A 17,301-nucleotide genomic window follows, 5' to 3' on the forward strand; every position below is an offset into this window, starting at 1 on the left:
CTAAACCAGGGTGGGGTTTAAAATAATTTTTCAGCTGCGCCTTTATCGCAGGCAGCCCGTTCCAATTTTGAAGGAGGGGTGCCGGGAAACCGCCTTCACTTTCCTTAGTAACGGCAAAAATAAAGCCATCTATCTTGGAATAGATGGCCCCTTTGCCTGTAAGCTTCTTTGCTTACCCCTCAGGTGCGGTTTTATTATAACTTCCCGCGATTCTTATGTCAATAGACGGAAAACCGTAGTTAAATGGCTACTTATGAGCGACCAACACCCTTCAAAGACTGCTGCGAGCACCCAGAGAACTTTCACGGTGAAAGGGTCATCCACCGGACGGCGTTCCTTCCAAAGGCGAATCTCCTCTCCGGGCAGGGCTGAGGTCTGGTACTGGAAGCGGATAGGAGATAGACCTTGCCCAGGCAAGGGAGGGAAAAATATTGCCATTACTCCAGTAAAGTTTTATACTGAAAACAAATTTTATCCAAAAAGAGGAGATGAATACGGTGTTCTCTTCCCGGCGTCCCCTTGCTGAAGTTACCCGGGAACTGGTGGCTGCAGCTACCGGGAAAATCCCGGCCGATACCGTCATTAAAAACGGTAAAGTCGTCAATGTCTTTACGGGCGAGATCCTGCCCTGGGATATTGCCATTAAGGATGGCCGGATAGCCAGCGTCGGCGATGTCAGCCGCAGCATCGGCCCGGCAACGGCAATAATCGATGCCTCCGGTTACTACCTCTGTCCCGGTTTTATGGACGGCCATGTTCATGTGGAAAGCAGTATGGTGACGGTAACCCAGTTTGCCCGCGCCGTCCTTCCCGGCGGCACAACGGCGATATTCATGGATCCCCATGAGATCGCCAATGTCCTGGGGCTGGAAGGGGTAAAGTTAATGGTGGACGAAGGCCGGGACCTCCCTTTAAAGGTTTTCGCCACCATGCCCTCCTGTGTCCCCGCTGCCCCGGGCTTCGAGGACGCCGGTGCCGCCTTCGGCCCGGCGGAAGTAGCCAGCGCCATGGGGTGGCCCGGCGTCTGCGGCCTGGGGGAAATGATGAACTTCCCCGGCGTCCTGGCCGGCGATCCCGGTGTGCACGGCGAGCTGGAGGCCACCTTAAAGGCCGGCAAACCCGTTACCGGCCACTTCGCGCTGCCGGGTGATTTCCAGGCCCTGGCCGCCTATACTGCCGCCGGCATCTCTTCCTGCCACGAATCTACCTCTAGTGAAGACGCCCTGAACCGGCTGCGCCTGGGCATGTACGCCATGATGCGGGAAGGTTCGGCCTGGCACGATATTAAGGCCACGATTAAAAGCCTGACGGAAACCAGAATCGACAGCCGCCGTGCCGTCCTGGTCAGCGATGATACCCACCCGGAAACCCTGCTTTCGGCAGGGCACTTAAACCATGTGTTGCGGCGGGCTATAGAGGAGGGGCTTGATCCCGTCCGGGCCATCCAGGCAGTAACTATTAATACCGCCGAATGCTTTGGTGTCGCCCAGGACCTGGGGGCCATTGCTCCCGGCCGCTGTGCCGATATCCTCTTCCTGAAGGACCTGGCCGGTGTGGAGGTAGATAAAGTCATGGTCGACGGCCGGATAGTTGCCGCCGGCGGCCGGTTGTTAATCGAGCTCCCCGCCGTCACTTATCCCGACCGGGTGCGTCATTCGGTCCACTTAAAGGAACCCCTGGCAGCCGCCCACTTCCGCCTGCCGGCCCCGGCAGGCAAGAGCCAGGTCCGCGTCCGGGTGATAGAAATTATCGAGGCTAATGTCACTACCCGCCACCTCACCACCACCGTACCGGTTGCTGACGGACAGCTCCAGGCCTCCCCTACCGGGGACCTGGCTAAAGTAGCCGTTGTTGAGCGCCACGGCGGTAACGGCAGCATTGGCCTGGGCTTTGTCCGGGGCTTCGGCTTTCAAGGCGGGGCCGTCGCTTCCACGGTCGCCCACGACAGTCACAATCTCCTCATTGTCGGCATGAACGATGCCGACATGGCCCTGGCCGGTAATACCCTGGCCCAGTGCGGCGGCGGTATGGTAGCCGTTCGGGACGGCAAAATCCTGGCCCTCCTGCCTCTGCCCATCGCCGGGCTCATGTCAGACCGGCCGGTGGAAGAAGTAGCCGGAGAGCTTACCGCCGTCCAGCGGGCCTGGCAGGAGCTGGGCTGCCGCCTGGTATCGCCTTTTATGACCATGGCCCTCCTCTCTCTGCCGGTCCTCCCGGAACTGCGCCTGACCAACCGCGGCCTGGTGGACACCCTGGAGTTTAAATTTGTGGACCTGATTATTGACTAAATGGACTTTGGTTCTCACCATAAAGCTCTTTCATGAGGCGCTCGCGTACTGTGGCTATTTGTTGTAGGCTGCGAACGAGATATAGCAGCGAGCAGATATATACTGCTGTAGAGGGATTCAATTCCTCATAGGTAGGCTGCGAACTTATGGGCTAATTTTAGGCTAATCGTTTGCAAAAATAGTTTCAATTCCTCATAGGTAGGCTGCGAACAAAGCCCCTGCCGTTCTGGCAGAGTGCGGATTTATTGAGTTTCAATTCCTCATAGGTAGGCTGCGAACAGCTATCGCCCAAAGAGTATCTCCGGGCTTAACTGTAGTTTCAATTCCTCATAGGTAGGCTGCGAACTTATTAGGTTTTTACGGCTTTTGTTAGTTACTTGTGTTTCAATTCCTCATAGGTAGGCTGCGAACGGCGAACCCCGGAAGCATTGGGATTATTACTTCTGGGTTTCAATTCCTCATAGGTAGGCTGCGAACTTTCATCTTCTCACCCCTAAATCAAAAAAGGCCGGGGTTTCAATTCCTCATAGGTAGGCTGCGAACGTATAGAGGGCCTGCAATGGCGACTGATGTTCCAGGTTTCAATTCCTCATAGGTAGGCTGCGAACCTTACCGCCAACCAGGGCCGGCATGTTGGCCAGAGGTTTCAATTCCTCATAGGTAGGCTGCGAACGAACGATACCCTGCGCTTGGTAGCCGAAGACATTGCCCAGTTTCAATTCCTCATAGGTAGGCTGCGAACGCTGGCCGCCGCGGCCAGCATCATCCTGCGACACGCGTTTCAATTCCTCATAGGTAGGCTGCGAACTTGCGATAATATACGGCGACTATAGTGAACGCGAGGGGTTTCAATTCCTCATAGGTAGGCTGCGAACTCAATTAACGGCTGTTTCTGTGGATCAGTCAGTTCCGGTTTCAATTCCTCATAGGTAGGCTGCGAACTTACGCCGAAGAGGCGTATATTTTTTTGGGGTTATTGTTTCAATTCCTCATAGGTAGGCTGCGAACTGTCGTTGACGAGGCCGCTCTTGAGGCGGCGGTATCGGTTTCAATTCCTCATAGGTAGGCTGCGAACTGTCGTTGACGAGGCCGCTCTTGAGGCGGCGGTATCGGTTTCAATTCCTCATAGGTAGGCTGCGAACCACCCGCCGGGACCAGGGTTACCGGAACAGGCCCCATGTTTCAATTCCTCATAGGTAGGCTGCGAACCAGAATGACCGCACAATGGTCGTCACGCATCTTAGCGGTTTCAATTCCTCATAGGTAGGCTGCGAACCGGTGCATGTAGCTGTCAAGTATGGCTGTAGCCCTATGTTTCAATTCCTCATAGGTAGGCTGCGAACTCTTTTCTACATCTCCACCATTCCCACATTACTTTTCGGTTTCAATTCCTCATAGGTAGGCTGCGAACTCGTCGTAAAGGGCGACAGCATGATTGACGCCCGTAGTTTCAATTCCTCATAGGTAGGCTGCGAACTCGTGGGTACAATCAAAATTTTTACAAGGTGATAAGTTTCAATTCCTCATAGGTAGGCTGCGAACTAATGAAGCCCCATCCGTGTCCTCGATGTGGAGGCAGTTTCAATTCCTCATAGGTAGGCTGCGAACTACGCTGCTCCATGCCTTCATAGAGCCGGGCTGCACGTTTCAATTCCTCATAGGTAGGCTGCGAACCGAAGCACCCAGGGCCACAATCACCTGCGGCCTGAGTTTCAATTCCTCATAGGTAGGCTGCGAACCAGTTCGTCTGGATCGACCGGTTTGTAAAACGCGAGTTTCAATTCCTCATAGGTAGGCTGCGAACCCATTTATATACTAGTTTGGCTGCTTTTTTATTATAGCATATTTCCAGCAAAAACTTAATCTAAAGTAAAGGATACAGTAAATTCAAGGATTTTTTGATATCTTCACTGTCGTCGATCCCCAGGGATTTTTACATTATTCAAGGTCGACGACATTTTTCCTGCTTAAATTACAGGTTCCAGCATACCAAAACCCTGGGAATTTTTGGCGCCGATACCCACACTAAAGACCAGGCGAATTAACTGCAGATCACCTGTTAGCATATATTTACCCAACCAGCCTTTGATTACTGTATCCTTATAATAAACTACTTTCATGTCGCTCCCCTTTACGTTATGTAATTCTAGGGGTATATCCGGCGGCAAGTTTATTCCCAGGACTGCAGCCTTCTTGAGAAGATTATTTTTTATCTGCTGGCGGAATTTTTTTCTATAGGATGATAGTAATATGTCTTCTTTTTTCCATCAGGTGCCTGCAGGGTGGAATGTCTGAAACTCTGCCTCCTGTTTGCCGTATGAATAGTTAAGCTTGTTTTTGCCCCACCTTAGATAATAGGTGGGGGGTATTTTACGCTTACAAAACCTTTGTCAGATAACCATACCCTTTTCTCCTATAGAACTATAAATTTAATTATAGTATACCCAGAATAACCCATATGTATTATTTTGGCCGAAAAATTGATTAATCCGCTCCACTGATAATAGTTACAGCCAGATAGAAGGCTCTTGCTCCTTTAAACCGGCTTTGGCTTTAGAATGCGTTCCTGTTATTATGATTATCTGAGGGAGTTTTTTATTACAGCCCGTTAAAAAAGATTATCACCTCTTCCTGGGTCTAAAAATGTGACCCCTAAGAAGAGGTGATAACCCATAAGTCCAGTAAAAGGTCTTTTGAGTAAACCTGTAAGCCGAGTTCTGTCTTGGATGGTCATCTATCTAGGACGCCAGTTGCCTGGCGCCTCCAGCGACCTTACCCGGGGACGGGGCGGGCCACCCCTTTTGTCCCCCTATTCGGTCTTGCTCCAGGTGGGGTTTACCGAGCCGGTTAGTCGCCTAACCGCTGGTGAGCTCTTACCTCACCTTTCCACCCTTGCCCAGCACTCAACTCGACAGATGAAAACTTTTATATACAAACCTGAATTTAAAACATCAGGTTCGCTTATAGTGAAAGAGGTCCAACTGTCGAGTTGAGTGCTGGGCGGTCTGTTTCTGTGGCACTTTCCTTGGAGTCGCCTCCACTGGACGTTATCCAGCACCCTGCCCTGCGGAGCTCGGACTTTCCTCAGGCGATAGGCGCGCCAGGCGCTTATCGCCCGCGACCATCCGGTTTACTCAAAAGCACTTATCCACTTTTCTTCAGCGGATTTAAATATAACACCCTTTATACTATCCTGTCAGGGACGAACGTGGCAACGTGGCCGTGGCTTTATAATAAAGAGAACACGAGGAACCTTCCTAATGATAGCTCCCAAACTCTTTTGCGGATTCTATTAAGGCGTGCAGATTTTCCGGCTTAATATTGTCGATTGCGGCCCCGTTACTAAGAATAAATCCGCCATCTTTACCCGCAGTTTTTATAAGCTTTCTGCAATAATCTTTTATTTCTTCCGGTTGACCAAAAGTCAATAAAGTAATGGGCACATTGCCGGCTATGCAGGCTACATCTCCCAGTATATCCTTGGCTTTTGCCATGTCGGTCTGATCAAAAAGCCATATCGTCTTACCCTTCGGTATATCACGGATGACTTCTAAGCGAGAATTATAGCCCCCTTCGGCAAATAAGTAGGGCACCAATCCTTCTTCAACCAAACCCAAAATGACTTTTCTCAAGGTTGGCCAGTAAAAAGTCCGGAACTGATTGTCTGAAAGGAAACCATCAGCTCCTTTATGCAAAGCAATGAAGACGATGGGGTGGCCGGAAACCCTGGCGGAATATATACCCATCCTTATAGCCAGGTGGGTCATCACCTCCAGGGCCGCCAACAATTTTTCAGGCTGCCTGTACATGTCAACCATAATTCCAATGGTACCCCTGAGGCTATCGCCGATCATATCAAAGGGGGCAAGACTTATTCCTCCAAAAAAGCTAGGATATCCCTTCGCTTGAAGCTCCTGTCCCGCAGCACCAATCACACTCGCCCATTGTAAAAGCTCTTCTCCCGCCTTTAAAAGGTTTTTCATGGCCGCCTGTACCTCCGGTAAACCAAAGGGCACTAAAAAAGGTATGGCAATAGGATCAGTGAGAGGGGCTAGTTTTTGAAAAGGCTTAAGTGCCCCGAAGATCCGTGGAAAATACACCCTAAACCAGAAATCAGTGGGATCCTGGATTAGAGCATCGTACTCATTGGCTTTCATATACTCCCCTTCGACAAATTGGTAAGGAGTATCTGCAGAAAGATTATAGCCAGGCCATTTCAACAATTTATATCTAAGAATTTCCAGGACTTTGCCAGGCCAAACAAAACCCGGGCTCGATGAAACGTCCGGTTCAAAATCCAGAACGTATTTTTTCCAAGCAGCCACCGCTTTTTCATATTCGTACATGGCTTCTTTCATAGTTATCCCCGTATAGTAAATTGGGAAAAATCCAATACCTGGACAGACTGGTACCCGGTCCGGTGTTTTTTGCAATTGAATGGCATCTATTAGTCGGGTTATTCTTTCTTTATATGACTTTTCCGCTTCCTCGTTTTCAAATTTTACCTCTTGCCCTGAAAGCCATTTAGCAAACATTTCTTCTTGTTTTTCGTCCATCGTCATTGTTAAACCTCCTTGTTTCCGAAAGTCAATCTCCGTATAACCGCCTCCATCGTCCAAGATGGTAATTGCACCCATAGCTTTTCACACGTCTGTCCCGTATTCTTTGGTAGCGTCCACCCACACTTTGACAAGCTCAGGATCGCACTCGTCCATTACGGTGCTGGTGGACATGATGAAACCGCCGTTCTTGCCGAGAACCTTGCACATCTTTCTGGTGTGCTCACGGACTTCTTCGGGGGTTCCACCCTCAAGGAGCGACACCGGGAACCCACCTATTATCGTCATCACGTCGCCCAGTACTTCCTTTACCTTGAACATGTTGCTGTTCTGGAACATGCCTGCGGTCTTGCCCATGGGCAGTTCGCGCAGGTACTCAAGGCGCTGATCCCAGACGCCTTCGTAGAACGGACATGGCTTCAGTCCTGCATCAATGATTTCCAACATCATCGCCTTGAGTTGCGGCCAGTAGAAGGTCTCGAACTGCTCGAGGGACATGAACCCATCAGACCCGCGGTGTAACGGGATAAAGACAAATTTTAACCCCGTCATCCGGGCGGTCTGGAGAACATCTTTAACTGTGAAACGCCGGATTTTTTCTTCCGCCGCCAGCAACTTGTCCGGGCAGCGGTACATATCGAAAAATATCCCCCGCATGCCGCGCAAGGTGTCGCCCAGAAGGTCAAAAGGTGCGAGAGCAGTCACCCCGAACATAAGCACATCCGATGGAAAGCCCAATGTTTCCATCCGGCGAGCATACTCGGCCATCTTGGGCATTATCCGGGAGTACCATTCCGCTGTTTTAAATAAAGCGTCCAATGCCGAACGAACCGGCGGTGCGTTGAGAACAGTAAGGTTTCCAAGAGCCACATATCCTCCCAACATAGACGTAAGCGCCGGTAGTGAAGTGAACCCTTCCAGGGCGCCGTAAATACGGGGTAAAAATTTCCGCAGGGTGAAGTCGGTCGGGTCTTCGATGAACTCGTCGTATTCTTCGACTTTCATGTGCTCGTCTTCAACAAACTGAAACGGCTCGTTCGGCCCCAGGCCATAGCCTGGCCACTTGATCTGCCGGTCATTAAGGATCCGGCTGGGTTCCGGGCCACCAAATCCCACCAAGCCAAAGGCCGCGTCCGGCTGATAGTAAAGGGCCCATTTCTCAAGAAGTTCCTGCGCCTTATCAGGGTTTTCGTGCAGTTCCTGCTTGGTGACGCCACCAAGACGAGCCAGCATGTAACTAAAATTCAACATAATAGGAACCCTATCTGGCACCTGCATTGCGTATGCGTCCAGGAAACGCTTACGGCGTTCTTCAAGAAGTTTTTCAGGAGATCCGGACATCCTATTTCACCCCCGTCCATTGCCTTGCCAACGAGACAGCCGCCATGGCATCGGGTCCATACGCATCGGCACCCGCGAAAACCCGCACATGCTCGTCTATCGAGCCGCCGCCTACCATGATCTTGACCCTCTCCCTTAACCCGGCAGCTTTAATAGCCTCCACCGTCTCCTTCATAGTAGTATGGGCCACCGTCAGGAGACCGCTCAAGGCCACAATATCGGGTTCAAAGGACCTTATATGCTCTACAAAGGTCTCCGGTGGTACATCCACCCCTATATCCCTGACGTCGAAACCGTTTACATCCAACATAAAAGTTACGATGTTCTTACCGATGTCGTGAATATCCCCTTTTACAGTCCCTATCAGGATTTTGCCGCCTTTCTTGCCTTCCGCTTCGGCCGTGTTTATGTAGGGCTTGACTTCGGCCGAAACCTGCCTCATTATTTCACCTGCGTAAATCAGGTCAGGTAAAAAGTACACACCCTTCTTGAACCGTTCTCCTACCATTTCCATAGCATCCCGGCATCCCTCCAAGAGTACCATCGGGTCGGTACCGGTTGCCAGCATCTCTTTGACCAGCGCCAGCGCTTCCCCCTCACGTAGATTGGCAATGTTATCTACTAGTTTATTCGTCATTCTGCTCCCTCCACTAGCTTAGTCTTTTATTTCATAATAAACCGTCAATTTCTGCATTGCCCGTCCACCATATCTCCCCCAACAAACTTAAGATATCACCAGTGACAGCCCCTTGTACCTTTAAAGGGCTGCTGGTGCACTAGCACCAGGAACAGTTAGAGGGACTGTGAAGGACCTGAAGGCTTAACAATAGCTTTCCTACCTAATTCAGGAAGGAATAAAGATACTATTCCCAGCAAAAAGATGCTCATGCCGGCCAATCCGAACATCATGTAGTAGTTGTGGCCGGCCAGTGGCGCAATGATAAAGGTAGGAATGGCTACAGCGCCGATTAATTGCAGCGTAGCCATGAGGCCGCCAGCGCTCCCGGCATAAACGGGGCCTATTTCCGGAAGCAGCATGGGGAAGGACATAAGTATCGGTCCGGCAGCCCCTGCCAGCACTCCGCTCAAGATAAGCATCATCCATATCCATGCTCCCAGAGGCGCCTGCCAGGAATAGAAGATAGTGACTGCTCCCAAAGCTCCTGCAGAGAACAAGAATCGCCTCATGTAACCAATACGGTCGCAAATAATCGGGCCCAAAATGCTGCCTAAAAGGGTCCCAATGGTTCCCATGGATGCCAGGAAACCCGCGGTAACCGGGTCTATTCCTCTTACTGAGTGGAGGGCATCGGGGAGAAAACCGGAAAAAGCCATTGCACCGCCCATCATGAACAAGAGAGCCAAGCCGACTAACCAGACGTTTTTGCTTCTAGCAGCTACGCCCAGGTACTGAGCGACCGGCATGGCCGGCAGCTCCGGCGCGCCTTCGGGTTTGTCTTTGGCAAGTGCCACCCATATGACAGCTGTGAGTATGCAGCCTATTCCCGCTGTGATGAAGGCCGCCTTAATAGAGGAAAACATCGCAGTAGTAGCCATGCCAACGCTCATGGCAAACGTAGGTGAAGTAATGTAAATCCCCATAGCCTTGCTGAGCTGTTCCGGGGGAAACCACGCACCTAGAATTTTCGCGATATTAGCATTTAAGAATGCCGAGCTGGTCCCCGCCAGGGCCATCAAAATCAACATCTGCCAGTAGTTTGTGGCGACATAGCGGAAAAAAATTCCCACCGTCGCAAAGATGAAACCCACCGTAACGACCCTCTTTACCCCAAAGCGGTCCGCCAGGGTCCCTGCCACGATGCTGAAGAAAACAGCCGGGAGCATCGGAGCAGTCAGGATACTCGCGTACTGGCTAGGCGTTAAATTTAGTTCAGGCATAAGCTTATACGCCAGCGGGGGTAGTTGAAACTGGGCATAACTTCCTATAAACGCGCCGAGCCACACAACAACTAGAATTATCCAGCGGTACGGCAAAAGAGAAGGTTTGAAGTTGTTATCCATTAGATATTGCCCTCCCGAATTATTTATGGTCATGCTCCAAAGATTTCCGCTGCCACCTTCAGTCCATCAGTAGCCGCAGTGGCAAAATAGTCTGCTCCTGCAAAATTCTTGATGGTTTCATCAATATAATTGCCGCCAATGATAACCTTTGTATCCAAACCTGCTCCCCGGATAGCATCGATGACCTCTTTAAGTGCTCCCTGGCAGCTGGTTAGAAGCACGCTCATACCCACTAAAGGCGCATTTGTTTCCTTAATAGCTTCGACAAACCTTTCTTTGGGCACATCCACTCCCAGGTCGACAACTTTATAGCCGGCGCCCTTCAACAGCATAATAACGATATTCTTGCCCAGGTCATGGATGTCCCCCTTGACAGTGCCGATAACAACGGTTCCTTTATGTTCACCACTTTCCCCGCTTAGCAGAGGCTCTAGTATATCCATAGCACCTCTCATGATTTCACCGGCCATAATTAATTCGCTTAAGAAATAATCGCCGCGCTCAAACCGATTGCCGACTTCCAGCATACCTTCCTGTAATAACTTGACAATCTCTAACGGGGCAACTCCACTTCCCAACAATTCCTTTACTTGTGCAAGAACCTGATCCCTTCTAGTTCAGCCATGGCTTTTGATAATGTAACTGTTGACATTAAAATTTCTCCTCTCTCTATATTCTAATTAGACAGAAATTAGCGCTGTACCCAGAACCAAATAAACGCATATGCAAAAGTATCAAGCTTTTCCCATTCGCCTTTAACGATTTCCTCATTGCCGAGCAGATCACCGAATTCTTCCTTTTTAATCCTCCATGGAACACAAGTTCCCGGGGCTGGAACAAACGCCTTTACCTTACTCCCGCCCATCAATCTTCGCCCCCTTATTGTTAATAAACTCCATATTTTCTCCCTGCTTCGATCATGGCAAAGAGATTTTCCTTTTTAGCGTCTCCCATAACAACCCCGCCAGGAGCGAGGATATAACCTCCATCGCAGGCCAACTCACCTATCAGGCGCTTGACACACTCTTTTACTTGTTCCGGTGTGCCATAGGTCAAGAGCGTCGTGGAAACACCGCCATACAGACAGAACCTGCCGCCAAGGACTTCCTTGGCCTTCTTGGCATCAGTGGTGTCAATGATAAAAACGATACTCTTGTCAGGCAGTTCGGCTATCTTTTCCAGATAAGGTGTCCAATCACCTTCGGCAAAGAAGGTCATCCTCTTGCCTTGAGCCCAGAGACCTTCGATAACTGCTTTCAGGGACGGCCAGTAGAATTTTTCCCATTGCTGCAAGCTCAGGAATGGGTAAGCACCGCGGTGGAGAGGCGCAATACAGGGTAATGTGGTATCGCCACGGGCACCTATCATAGCGTACGCAATATTGTGAGGAACAATGGCGTCACACGCTGCCAAAACCTTATCAGGCCGTCGCCGGAGGTCTAGGAGTATTCCCTTCATCCCCCGCAGGGCATCACCAAGGGTGTCAAAAGGTGCCTTGGTAAAACCACTTGAGCTAGGGACAAAGCCATACTCTTTTGTCCACTTTTCCCAGGCCTTGCCCATCATATCACCGGACATGGCATAAGCAGCCGCACTCTTGATTAATGCTACAGTTGCTCTATACGACTCCGGTTCGGCAAACTCCTCATTGATAGTAGGTAAGTATTTGGTAGCCAACCATTCCGTGGGATTGGCAATAAAAGCGTCATAGTCTTCCGGTTTCATGTATTCTTCTTCTACGTACTGAAAAGTAGACGTTTCTTCTAAATAAATACCGGGAAACTTGTATAACTTAGAACCCATGGCATCAAACATGGGGGGCCACCACAAACCCGGACCGCCACCGAAAATATCGAAATCGAGATCAGGCAAAATCTCATCCAGGACTTGATTGGTTAACCTGGTAGACGTTTCCTGGTTGTAGTATACTTCTTGCAATGTATTGACGGTGTAATTAACAGCCCACTCACCAACTGAAAAGGATATGGGAACCTTATCCGGTTTGCCGCAGTCTAGTGCTGTTAGGTAACGGTTTAATCGTTCCTGAAAAAGCTTTTCCTTGTCACCCATTCGTCCATCTCCCCCGTCTTTTTCTTATAAATTACCAATTCCCTGAGATGTGTATAATCTTCACGCGTGCTTGCTATGCTCACCACCTTCCTTTATTTTTGATCACTCTAATCCTACAGCTCACCCCTCCTAAATGCCTTTAACATGGTGGCATTGTTATGGCTTACAGTCAGAGGGAGTACTAACAATCTTGTATAGTTATATATTCTATGTTTGTTGAAATATTCCTTCTTCTATTATAAAAAATTTGGTTATCGCTAAATGGCTATATCCATCCTTTTTCTCCCCTTTAGCCGTTCGCCAAACATTCCGGGTGTCTGTTTTATCCAAGCCCTCATCACCCAGCCCGGCAGCAAACAGTAGTCGATGGCAAAGGCATTCCAGCCCCAGGAATTAGTTTTAATCGAAGTAGAATATGAAATAAATAGCAAAAGCCGGTACAAACGTGGCTTTGCCCCGGCCAGGCAAAAGGTAAAATTATTGCTATTACCCTACCTCAGGGGACCTGGCTAAAGTAGCCGTTGTCGAGCGCCACGGAGGTAACGGCAGCATCGGCCTGGGCTTTGTCCGGGGCTTCGGCTTTCAAGGCGGGGCCGTCGCTTCCACGGTCGCCCACGACAGTCACAATCTCCTCATTGTCGGCATGAACGATGCCGACATAGCCCTGGCCGGTAATACCCTGGCCCAGTGCGGCGGCGGTATGGTAGTCGTCCGGGACGGCAAAATCCTGGCCCTCCTGCCTCTGCCCATTGCCGGGCTCATGTCGGACCGGCCGGTGGAAGAAGTCGCCGGAGAGCTTACCGCCGTCCAGCGGGCCTGGCAGGAGCTGGGCTGCCGCCTGGTATCGCCTTTTATGACCATGGCCCTCCTCTCTCTGCCGGTCCTGCCGGAACTGCGTCTGACCAACCGCGGCCTGGTGGACACCCTGGAGTTTAAATTTGTGGACCTGATTATTGACTAAATGGACTTTTTTCCTGCTTCAGCCCTAACGGCTACCTTTTTAACAGCCCCGGATCGCGAACCTTGAAAAACTCTTGTACAAGTACCAGTTTTAATTCTCCCGGGGGCAGGCTGTCAAGCGCAGTATATTACTTATCTCGGAGCGCTCTAGTGGGGCGCAGCAATTTTTAAGGGCTCCACCCTACGGCCAGGCGACCGGGTACCAACCCTTGGGTCCATCCGTATCGCAGGTGAGGCCCTTGTTAGCACATCTTCTTTGAGCTTCTTTCACCTTAAACTTATGCACTAAATTTTACCGGTGCTGATTCTCTGGCGTTTCTTCCCATGCCCCATATCAGTGCGATAATGCCCATTATCCCGAACAGAATTGCGCCGGTTATAAAAGCGAACATATTGATATCAGAACTCATTAAAGCCGATATGGGGGTTATGATGTACGGGCATAAAAACGAACCCAGGTTCTGGCCGGCCACCACAATGGAAGTAGCCAGGGGTACGGCAACCGGCTTAACAGACATGGATGTTCCAACCATAATGCTGGCGAAAACAGTGGTCACCGAGAAACCGTATATCAGGCTTCCCAGATACACCAGGAATATATTTGGCGCAAAAGCTACCATCAGATAAGCTATTACTCCCATGAATAACCCCGCTGCAAGACTGTTATTTCTGGTGAACTGGGCTAATTTGCCGTAGATAAGGCCCATCAAAAATCCGCCGATAGCGAAAATCATGGTTGCCTGTCCGGCTTGAGCGGCAGTTCCAAGATTGTGTGCGGTTACCAGGAAGGCCAGATACGTAGCCAGAATCATCCCGCCTATAAAGAATATGAGCATGGTGATCGCCCATCCAAAGGCGGCCCCTGTAAGCTGAACCTTTTCGGCTGGTCCGCCTTCTGCGGCGACAGCCTTGATCGGCTTTGTATACGGTAAAAACGCCGCAACGCATATCAGAGAAATAAGGGAGATAAGGTGCACATAGAATGTTATATTCCAGCCAACCAGGGCCAAATATCCGCTAACAAAAACCATTATGGCACACCCTATCATCTGAGCCGAAGTCAGCTGGCCCATGACATTTGAACGCTCGTCGCCTTCAAAGTATGCTGCAACCAGAGCCGGGGAAAGCACCTGTACCGTTCCCACACCAACACCCAATATACCTCTGAATACAAGTATCATCGGGAAGGAGGTAAGGAAAGCGGGTACAACTCCTCCTACCAGGAAGCACAGTATACCGAACAAAACCAGAGTCTTCATTGAAATGTATTCCTGCAGCTTGCCTACTATGGGGGTAACCACAATAATAATAATGCAGGGAAGGGTTATGAGCAGCTGGATGGAGAGCTGGGATACATCGGTGAAATGCTGGGCAATTACCGAAAGCCCGCTCGCAATACCTATTACGCCCATCATCAATATACCAATACTCAATATGGCCAACTTGATTTTGCCCTCTGCCTGTTTCACAATAATCACTCCTTTCCCTATTTTAAATTGTCGAATCGAAAATAATTTTGGCACCCGGCAGGAAGGGTGGTCCGATCCCCGCGTCAGTGCAGATGGCTCAATACCCTCGATTACCCTTCCCAGCAGAAGAACGGTGGAACTGGGCACGAGGGTGTCGTAACACATCCCAGGATACTGCATCCCACGCCCAAAAATCCCTGGCTAAATATAATGCCCATACACTGCCTATGCTTTACGCATGATAAAAATACACCTCCCAAAGAATTTTTGTGTTTTATAAAAGCTGCGGCCAGCCTCAAGGCATTTTCAGGAGGCCACTGCTTGCGGACCGCAGCATTTGAACCATCTACCCTCCTGCGGCAGGGGGGATGACCAACACGGTGTCCCCCTCCACCAAAGGAGTATCCAGCCCCTGCAGGCCAACTATATCCCTTCCGTTCACCATAAACCTGAAATAAGGGTACGGTTCACATGTATCAGTACGTATAAGCTTCTTTTTTAACGTTTCACCGTACCTGTCTGTCAAGTACCTTACCAGTGTGCGCAGGGTCGACTCTTCAGGAACTTCCACTTCAATTTCTCGCTGTCCTAATACCTGGGCCAGGTCAAGTATTACCTCCACCTTTATCTTCATTTGGTGCCAGACCCACCCTTATAGGCGGCCCTGGCCTTCTCCACTGCCGCTACCGTATCCGCTAAGCCCAGCTCCACCAACTTTTCACTGGACGGCAGCCCCGTCTCCTTATCCCAACCTCTAGCCTCATAATACTCGTCGAGCATTTTATCCAGGTCTTCCCTGGAAATGCGCTGGCCTGCTGAGTTGCCGGTTTTAATGGGCTCTTCCATAAGCCTGGGCGGCAGGGTATCGTCGGCACGGCTAAAACCTTCTCGAGCATTGAATACCCGGGCCAGATTGATTATCCTTTCCCCTGCTTGCCATATATCTTCCGCAGTCAGGGAAAGCCCCGAGGCGGCGTTTATTAGCCCGGACACGATTCTTGGTCCTTCAACGGCCAGGGCCGAATTGAGGAAATTGCAGAAGGTCGGGGAGTCAAAGCAGGATACGGCAAAATCCTGGTTCCACTTGGTGAGTTTGCCCTTGCCTTTTATCTCCAGCCGGTCTACGGGTTCAGGCAGGGGAACGCCAAAAATTTCCTGGAACGCGTAGCCGCGGTTGTGGTCGGCTCCTGTGTAAGAGGTGATATAATTGAGACCATGAGCCTTGGCGCCGCGGATATCATAAGCAGGAAGCTCCAGACCCTTTATGTGGATGGCGTATCTGTCCGCTCCCCTGCCGATACGCTGGGCGGCCAGGCGCGAACCGTCGGCCAGCAGGTCGCCGACACCTTCCCGGGTGGCCATCTTGCGAATGAGTTCCAGGACGCTCTCATAACTGCCAAAGCGCAGTTCCAGCCCGTCGACTTCTTCTTTGCTGATCATGCCCCGCTCATAAAGCTCCATGGCAAGGCTTATGGTGACCCCTGTGGATATGGAATCCAACCCGTACTCATCACACAGGCGGTCGGCTGCTATGACTGCCGGGGCGTAATCTACGCCCACATTGCTGCCCAGGGAATAAATAGTCTCAAACTCCGGTCCCTCGGTTAGCACGTTGGCATACGAGCCATCTTTTGCAATCCTTACCTGGCTGCAACCTACCGGGCACCGGTAGCAAGGATTACGCCTTATGGTAAAGGTGTCCAGGGGCTGGCTGCCCAACTTTTCGGCCGGGCAGAAGACGCCAGTATCCATCCAGTTCTTCGCCGACCAGATGCCCATGGCCGAGGTGACGTCAACTGCAAGGGAGGTGCCGAACTTACCAAGCCCGGGATAAAGGGCGGGATCGTCACGCATCAGCTTATGCAGGTCCTTTAATATCTGAGAAAAAGCCTGGGGATCTTGTACCGGTACCTTATTCGTACCGCGTACGGCGATTGCCTTGAGGTTTTTACTACCCATCACCGCACCGACGCCTTTACGTCCCGCAGCCCTGCGCTCGTTTATGATACAGGCTATCCGGGAAAGCTTTTCGCCGGCCGGTCCTATACAGGCCACACGTAGGTTATGGTCACCCAATTCCTCCTTAATGAAAAGCTGGGTGTCAGTGGTCATCATTCCCCAGAGCCGCTCTGCATTCCTGAACTGCACATCTCCATCCTTTATATATAGATACACAGGGCTCTCGGCCTTGCCCTCAATAATAACTACATCATAGCCGGCAAATTTCAATTCCGCGGGAAAATGGCCCGCGCTCAAGGCCATGGCCACTCCGCCTGTTAAGGGAGAATGCGAAACAACTGCCATGCGGCTGGCGCAAGGAGCATCCGTTCCTGTCATAGGACCCGTAGTAATTACCAACACGTTCTCCGGGCTTAAAGGGTCCACACCCGGTCCTAAGGCATCGTAAAGCAGTTTTATGCCCAGACCGGCGCCACCCAGGTATGAGGCCGCTATTGCCGGGTCCAGATCTTCGACATTCCATTTTTTGTTAGTAAGATTGATCTTAAGAATTTTTCCCCAGTAACCACCTTTCAGGGTAGCCATTACTTTAACCCTCCTCAAAGGTCTTTTATTTGCTATCTATTTTTGGCG

General features: G+C 50.6%; 13 protein-coding genes, 1 other RNA gene, 1 pseudogene and 1 CRISPR repeat array. Of the genes and pseudogenes, 3 read left to right on the forward strand and 12 right to left on the reverse strand.

Features of this window, described 5'->3' with window-relative positions:
• The first annotated feature begins 488 nt into the window (after nucleotides 1-488).
• The gene (gene ade / locus FLZ89_RS02140) at nucleotides 489-2,288 is read left to right on the forward strand and encodes an adenine deaminase (RefSeq protein WP_172613398.1); all 1,800 of its coding nucleotides are present in this window, start codon (nucleotides 489-491) and stop codon (nucleotides 2,286-2,288) included.
• Between the two features lie 114 nt (nucleotides 2,289-2,402).
• Nucleotides 2,403-4,092: a CRISPR direct-repeat array (repeat unit 30 nt; unit sequence GTTTCAATTCCTCATAGGTAGGCTGCGAAC).
• A gap of 163 nt (nucleotides 4,093-4,255) precedes the next feature.
• On the opposite strand, the gene FLZ89_RS02145 is transcribed toward ade, so the two are convergent.
• The 9 genes from FLZ89_RS02145 to FLZ89_RS02180 all read right to left on the reverse strand — a co-directional run bounded on the left by FLZ89_RS02145 (nucleotide 4,256) and on the right by FLZ89_RS02180 (nucleotide 12,280).
• Nucleotides 4,256-4,540, reverse strand: coding sequence for a CRISPR-associated endoribonuclease Cas6 (locus tag FLZ89_RS02145; RefSeq protein WP_141265516.1), 285 nt, complete (start codon nucleotides 4,538-4,540; stop codon nucleotides 4,256-4,258).
• A 438-nt stretch (nucleotides 4,541-4,978) separates the two neighbouring features.
• Nucleotides 4,979-5,425, reverse strand: an RNA gene (gene rnpB / locus FLZ89_RS02150) — RNase P RNA component class A.
• 120 nt (nucleotides 5,426-5,545) lie between these two features.
• Entirely contained in the window at nucleotides 5,546-6,850 is a 1,305-nt protein-coding gene (locus FLZ89_RS02155) for a uroporphyrinogen decarboxylase family protein (RefSeq protein ID WP_141304246.1), read from the reverse strand.
• Nucleotides 6,851-6,931: 81 nt separating this feature from the next.
• Entirely contained in the window at nucleotides 6,932-8,188 is a 1,257-nt protein-coding gene (locus tag FLZ89_RS02160; RefSeq protein ID WP_141304247.1) for a uroporphyrinogen decarboxylase family protein, read from the reverse strand.
• Nucleotide 8,189: 1 nt separating this feature from the next.
• Complete coding sequence (locus tag FLZ89_RS02165; RefSeq protein WP_141304248.1) at nucleotides 8,190-8,825, reverse strand: cobalamin B12-binding domain-containing protein; 636 nt, start codon at nucleotides 8,823-8,825, stop codon at nucleotides 8,190-8,192.
• A 155-nt stretch (nucleotides 8,826-8,980) separates the two neighbouring features.
• On the reverse strand, nucleotides 8,981-10,210 hold the full coding sequence (locus tag FLZ89_RS02170; protein ID WP_141304249.1) for an MFS transporter: 1,230 nt from the start codon (nucleotides 10,208-10,210) through the stop codon (nucleotides 8,981-8,983).
• Nucleotides 10,211-10,239: 29 nt separating this feature from the next.
• The gene (locus FLZ89_RS02175; RefSeq protein ID WP_253256386.1) at nucleotides 10,240-10,791 is read right to left on the reverse strand and encodes a cobalamin B12-binding domain-containing protein; all 552 of its coding nucleotides are present in this window, start codon (nucleotides 10,789-10,791) and stop codon (nucleotides 10,240-10,242) included.
• A gap of 110 nt (nucleotides 10,792-10,901) precedes the next feature.
• The gene (locus FLZ89_RS15515) at nucleotides 10,902-11,075 is read right to left on the reverse strand and encodes a hypothetical protein (RefSeq protein ID WP_172613399.1); all 174 of its coding nucleotides are present in this window, start codon (nucleotides 11,073-11,075) and stop codon (nucleotides 10,902-10,904) included.
• A gap of 20 nt (nucleotides 11,076-11,095) precedes the next feature.
• Nucleotides 11,096-12,280, reverse strand: coding sequence for a uroporphyrinogen decarboxylase family protein (locus FLZ89_RS02180; protein ID WP_141304250.1), 1,185 nt, complete (start codon nucleotides 12,278-12,280; stop codon nucleotides 11,096-11,098).
• Between the two features lie 366 nt (nucleotides 12,281-12,646).
• Here FLZ89_RS02180 and FLZ89_RS15520 point away from each other — a divergent pair, with 366 nt between their 5' ends.
• Both FLZ89_RS15520 and FLZ89_RS02185 read left to right on the forward strand, forming a co-directional pair.
• A complete protein-coding gene (locus tag FLZ89_RS15520; RefSeq protein WP_172613400.1) occupies nucleotides 12,647-12,793 on the forward strand; it encodes a hypothetical protein in 147 nt (48 codons plus the stop codon).
• Nucleotides 12,783-13,241 (forward strand): annotated as a pseudogene (locus FLZ89_RS02185) (adenine deaminase C-terminal domain-containing protein); the annotation flags it as partial. The gene FLZ89_RS15520 and the pseudogene FLZ89_RS02185, both read left to right, overlap by 11 nt.
• A gap of 277 nt (nucleotides 13,242-13,518) precedes the next feature.
• Here the strand turns inward: FLZ89_RS02185 and FLZ89_RS02190 are convergent.
• The 3 genes from FLZ89_RS02190 to FLZ89_RS02200 all read right to left on the reverse strand — a co-directional run bounded on the left by FLZ89_RS02190 (nucleotide 13,519) and on the right by FLZ89_RS02200 (nucleotide 17,253).
• Nucleotides 13,519-14,709, reverse strand: coding sequence for an MFS transporter (locus tag FLZ89_RS02190; protein ID WP_172613401.1), 1,191 nt, complete (start codon nucleotides 14,707-14,709; stop codon nucleotides 13,519-13,521).
• Nucleotides 14,710-15,055: 346 nt separating this feature from the next.
• Nucleotides 15,056-15,343 (reverse strand): MoaD/ThiS family protein, encoded by a 288-nt coding sequence (locus FLZ89_RS02195; RefSeq protein WP_141304252.1) that lies wholly within the window; start codon nucleotides 15,341-15,343, stop codon nucleotides 15,056-15,058.
• Nucleotides 15,340-17,253 (reverse strand): aldehyde ferredoxin oxidoreductase family protein, encoded by a 1,914-nt coding sequence (locus FLZ89_RS02200; protein WP_141304253.1) that lies wholly within the window; start codon nucleotides 17,251-17,253, stop codon nucleotides 15,340-15,342. The genes FLZ89_RS02195 and FLZ89_RS02200 overlap by 4 nt, the downstream gene beginning before the upstream one ends.
• Nucleotides 17,254-17,301 lie beyond the last annotated feature (48 nt).

Origin of the sequence: Moorella sp. E306M, assembly GCF_006538385.1 — a bacterium.
Classification (GTDB): domain Bacteria; phylum Bacillota; class DSM-521; order Neomoorellales; family Neomoorellaceae; genus Neomoorella.

What these genes read in the sequence shown, in the direction of transcription:
- FLZ89_RS02155 (WP_141304246.1), bottom strand. Translation starts at nt 6,850, where the DNA reads ATGACGATGGACGAAAAACAAGAAGAAATGTTTGCTAAATGGCTTTCA.
- FLZ89_RS02195 (WP_141304252.1), bottom strand. Translation starts at nt 15,343, where the DNA reads ATGAAGATAAAGGTGGAGGTAATACTTGACCTGGCCCAGGTATTAGGA.
- FLZ89_RS02200 (WP_141304253.1), bottom strand. Translation starts at nt 17,253, where the DNA reads ATGGCTACCCTGAAAGGTGGTTACTGGGGAAAAATTCTTAAGATCAAT.
- FLZ89_RS02160 (WP_141304247.1), bottom strand. Translation starts at nt 8,188, where the DNA reads ATGTCCGGATCTCCTGAAAAACTTCTTGAAGAACGCCGTAAGCGTTTC.
- FLZ89_RS15515 (WP_172613399.1), bottom strand. Translation starts at nt 11,075, where the DNA reads ATGGGCGGGAGTAAGGTAAAGGCGTTTGTTCCAGCCCCGGGAACTTGT.
- FLZ89_RS02170 (WP_141304249.1), bottom strand. Translation starts at nt 10,210, where the DNA reads ATGGATAACAACTTCAAACCTTCTCTTTTGCCGTACCGCTGGATAATT.
- FLZ89_RS15520 (WP_172613400.1), top strand. Translation starts at nt 12,647, where the DNA reads ATGGCAAAGGCATTCCAGCCCCAGGAATTAGTTTTAATCGAAGTAGAA.
- ade (WP_172613398.1), top strand. Translation starts at nt 489, where the DNA reads ATGAATACGGTGTTCTCTTCCCGGCGTCCCCTTGCTGAAGTTACCCGG.
- FLZ89_RS02165 (WP_141304248.1), bottom strand. Translation starts at nt 8,825, where the DNA reads ATGACGAATAAACTAGTAGATAACATTGCCAATCTACGTGAGGGGGAA.
- FLZ89_RS02180 (WP_141304250.1), bottom strand. Translation starts at nt 12,280, where the DNA reads ATGGGTGACAAGGAAAAGCTTTTTCAGGAACGATTAAACCGTTACCTA.